This window comes from Phaeovulum sp. (genome assembly GCF_041596715.1).
Classification (GTDB): domain Bacteria; phylum Pseudomonadota; class Alphaproteobacteria; order Rhodobacterales; family Rhodobacteraceae; genus UBA6213.
Window position 1 is genome coordinate 1 of sequence record NZ_JBFHIA010000316.1, and the last position, 2,845, is coordinate 2,845.

Consider the following 2,845-nt stretch of genomic DNA (forward strand, 5'->3'; position numbering starts at 1 on the left):
TGGTGATGCCGGGCGACAACCTGAAGTTCGAAGTCGAGCTGATCCAGCCGATCGCGATGGAAGAGAAGCTCCGCTTCGCCATCCGCGAAGGCGGCCGCACCGTCGGCGCCGGCGTCGTCTCGAAAATCATCAAGTAAGACGACTGCTACATATTTGAGGAGGGGTCGCCTTGGGCGGCCCCTTTTCTTTTTGGGCTGATACTGCTAACAAAAACCTCTGCCGTTGGAGGATGAAATGGACAAGACGCTGAACTGACCGACCTGAAAACGCAATTTTCAACGGAGTTCAGCGATGCCTGTCCCCTTTCTTGACGCCTCGGCGCGTCACCCCCTCATTCGTCTTGATGGCACACCGCATACCGCCACCGTGCAGCTTGCACGGGTTATCGAACACCCGAACATCACGGTTGGCGATTACACCTATTACAACGACTTCGAGCCGGTCGAAGATTATGCCGCGCGTATCGCCCCCTATCTGTATCCCGGAGCACCTGAGCAACTTGTGATTGGCAAGTTTTGCCAGATCGCGCATGGCGTGCGGTTTCTGGCTGCCGCTAACCACCCTATGGATGGGTTTTCGACCTATCCGTTCTCGATGTTCGACCACAGCCTGATGGGGCATTACGCAACTATGTTTCAGCCGCGGCCAGCCACATTGGTCGGTCACGATGTCTGGATTGGCCAAGATGCGCGCATCATGCCAGGTGTAACAATCGGAAATGGCGCGATAATTGGCGCGGGCGCTGTGGTCGCGCGTGATGTGCCTGCATGGTCGATTGTGGTTGGAAACCCGGGCCGGGTGCTTCGTCGGCGGTTCGAAGATAGCGTGATCGCGCTTCTCGACCGGTTGGAATGGTGGGATCTGCCGCTTGACGAGATCCGCGCATTGGTGCCGGTGCTGGCCGCGGGTGACAGAGAGTCACTTGCAGCCGAAGTCGTACGTTTGAGGACTTGAAATGCGCCGGGGCATGCGATACCTCGTGCCTCGGCCATAGGGGTATAGCTCAGCTGGTAGAGCGACGGTCTCCAAAACCGTAGGTCGAGGGTTCGAAACCTTCTGCCCCTGCCACTTCTCTTCATCATTTTGTGAAACGCATAGCCGCCCAGTTTTGCGGTTATTTCCTGTTGGTGCCGCGCGGCTGCCCGATTTCGGCCCGATTTGGATGTCTTTCTGTATGCAACACAAATGGAGTTTGGCCATGTGGCAGACAGGCCGGGCCTCCGACCGCCCCGCTGTGGGTGCTCGCCCCGAACTTGAACCATCGCGCAAGGCGGTCTTGCCGCCGATCGAGCCCGTAGAATCAGTGCGGGTGATGCGCTTGCGCGCCGCGGGTGTCATCGCGGGCACCGCCGCGCGGTGGCTTCTCGTGTCGGTTGCACTGTTCTTTTCGGCAATCGCCGTGATGCAACTTGATCTGTCGGCGCTGCGCGCGACGATTGGCCCCCTTGGGCCTTGGGTGACGATTGCTTTGGCGCTTGTCGGCGTGGTGGTGCTTTTGCAGATCCGCAACCAGATCGCCGAGTTTCTGCACGCTCTTCCCGGCGGCGCGCGCGCTAACCGTGACCCGTTCGAGCGGCTGGCTGCCGATGCTCATGCGCAACGCCCAATTCGCAACGCTCGCACCCGCACCCGCGCTGGTGCTTGAATCGCGCCGCCGCACCGCGTATGTGGGCGCGGAGCCGCCAGACTGGGCGGGTGGCGAAGACAAGGACGGATCATGGCAAACCCACTTCAGTTCATGCAACAGGTGCGCTCGGAAATGGGCAAGGTCGCCTGGCCGACGCGCCGCGAGGTGCTGCTGACGACGGTCATGGTGTTTATCATGGCGGCGCTGGTGTCGGTGTTCTTTTCGCTTGTCGATCTGGTGATCCGGTATGGGCTGGCCGCGGTTCTAGGCGCCGGCGGCTAAGGCATGCCAGCAGATTGCTGCCGGATAAGGGCGGTATGGCCTTGAATTCATGGGCCCTGCGCTGTAATGCGAGCAGACAGTTCAAAAAACCGGCGCGCATCGATTCGGTAGCGCGCTGTTTTTTGTTCTGAGCGCAATGGGTCAAGCCATTGCGAATCAAGGAAATCGGCGGCAAACGGCCGCGCAGGCAAGGGTCGGATCGGGTATGGCGAAGCGTTGGTATTCGGTAAGCGTCCTCTCGAACTTCGAGAAGAAGGTCGCCGAGCAGATCAGAACGACCGTCGCCGAAAAGGGGCTGGAGGACCAGATCGACGAGGTTCTGGTGCCCACCGAGGAAGTCATAGAGATTCGTCGCGGCAAGAAGGTGACCTCTGAGCGGCGCTTCATGCCGGGCTATGTGCTCGTGCACATGGAAATGACCGACCGCGGCTATCATCTGGTCAGCTCGATCAACCGCGTTACCGGCTTTCTGGGCCCTCAGGGCAAACCGATGCCGATGCGCGATTCCGAGGTGAACGGGATTCTCAACCGCACCGGTGATGGTGCCGAGGCGCAGCCGCGCAACCTGATCCGTTTCGAGATCGGTGAAAATGTTTCGGTGACTGACGGCCCATTCGAGGGCTTTTCGGGCATGGTCGAGGAAGTCGATGACGCCGCGGGCCGCCTGAAGGTGACAGTCTCTATCTTTGGCCGCCCGACGCCGGTCGAACTGGAATTCACGCAGGTGTCGAAAACCGCCTGACGTGCATGTGTGGGAGGCGAGGGGGCAATGACCCCGGACCGTACCACTAAACCAACGCGCCACATTCGGCGCAGGTGATAAAGGAGAGGCCTGATGGCCAAGAAGATTATCGGCAGCCTGAAGCTGCAAGTCAAAGCGGGGCAAGCCAACCCCTCCCCGCCGATCGGGCCTGCGCTCGGTCAGCGTGGCATCAA

At 60.1% G+C, this 2,845-nt stretch carries 4 protein-coding genes, 1 tRNA gene and 2 pseudogenes; all 7 read left to right on the top strand.

The genetic code is table 11. The annotated features are described in order from the left end of the window. Positions 1–137, top strand: a pseudogene (tuf, locus tag ABY403_RS15255) (elongation factor Tu); the annotation flags it as partial. Between the two features lie 154 nt (positions 138–291). Continuing rightward, positions 292–954: a CatB-related O-acetyltransferase gene (locus ABY403_RS15260; RefSeq protein ID WP_372841675.1), complete on the top strand. Its 663-nt coding sequence runs from the start codon at positions 292–294 to the stop codon at positions 952–954. Positions 955–992: 38 nt separating this feature from the next. Next, positions 993–1,068, top strand: a tRNA-Trp gene (locus ABY403_RS15265). A 130-nt stretch (positions 1,069–1,198) separates the two neighbouring features. Further along, complete coding sequence (locus ABY403_RS15270; protein ID WP_372841676.1) at positions 1,199–1,645, top strand: hypothetical protein; 447 nt, start codon at positions 1,199–1,201, stop codon at positions 1,643–1,645. A gap of 72 nt (positions 1,646–1,717) precedes the next feature. Beyond that, positions 1,718–1,909 (top strand): preprotein translocase subunit SecE, encoded by a 192-nt coding sequence (secE, locus tag ABY403_RS15275; protein ID WP_372841677.1) that lies wholly within the window; start codon positions 1,718–1,720, stop codon positions 1,907–1,909. 205 nt (positions 1,910–2,114) lie between these two features. Continuing rightward, complete coding sequence (nusG, locus tag ABY403_RS15280; protein WP_372841678.1) at positions 2,115–2,651, top strand: transcription termination/antitermination protein NusG; 537 nt, start codon at positions 2,115–2,117, stop codon at positions 2,649–2,651. Positions 2,652–2,744: 93 nt separating this feature from the next. Continuing rightward, positions 2,745–2,845: pseudogene (gene rplK / locus ABY403_RS15285) on the top strand (50S ribosomal protein L11); the annotation flags it as partial.

What these genes read in the sequence shown, in the direction of transcription:
- ABY403_RS15260 (WP_372841675.1), top strand. Translation starts at nt 292, where the DNA reads ATGCCTGTCCCCTTTCTTGACGCCTCGGCGCGTCACCCCCTCATTCGT.
- ABY403_RS15270 (WP_372841676.1), top strand. Translation starts at nt 1,199, where the DNA reads ATGTGGCAGACAGGCCGGGCCTCCGACCGCCCCGCTGTGGGTGCTCGC.
- secE (WP_372841677.1), top strand. Translation starts at nt 1,718, where the DNA reads ATGGCAAACCCACTTCAGTTCATGCAACAGGTGCGCTCGGAAATGGGC.
- nusG (WP_372841678.1), top strand. Translation starts at nt 2,115, where the DNA reads ATGGCGAAGCGTTGGTATTCGGTAAGCGTCCTCTCGAACTTCGAGAAG.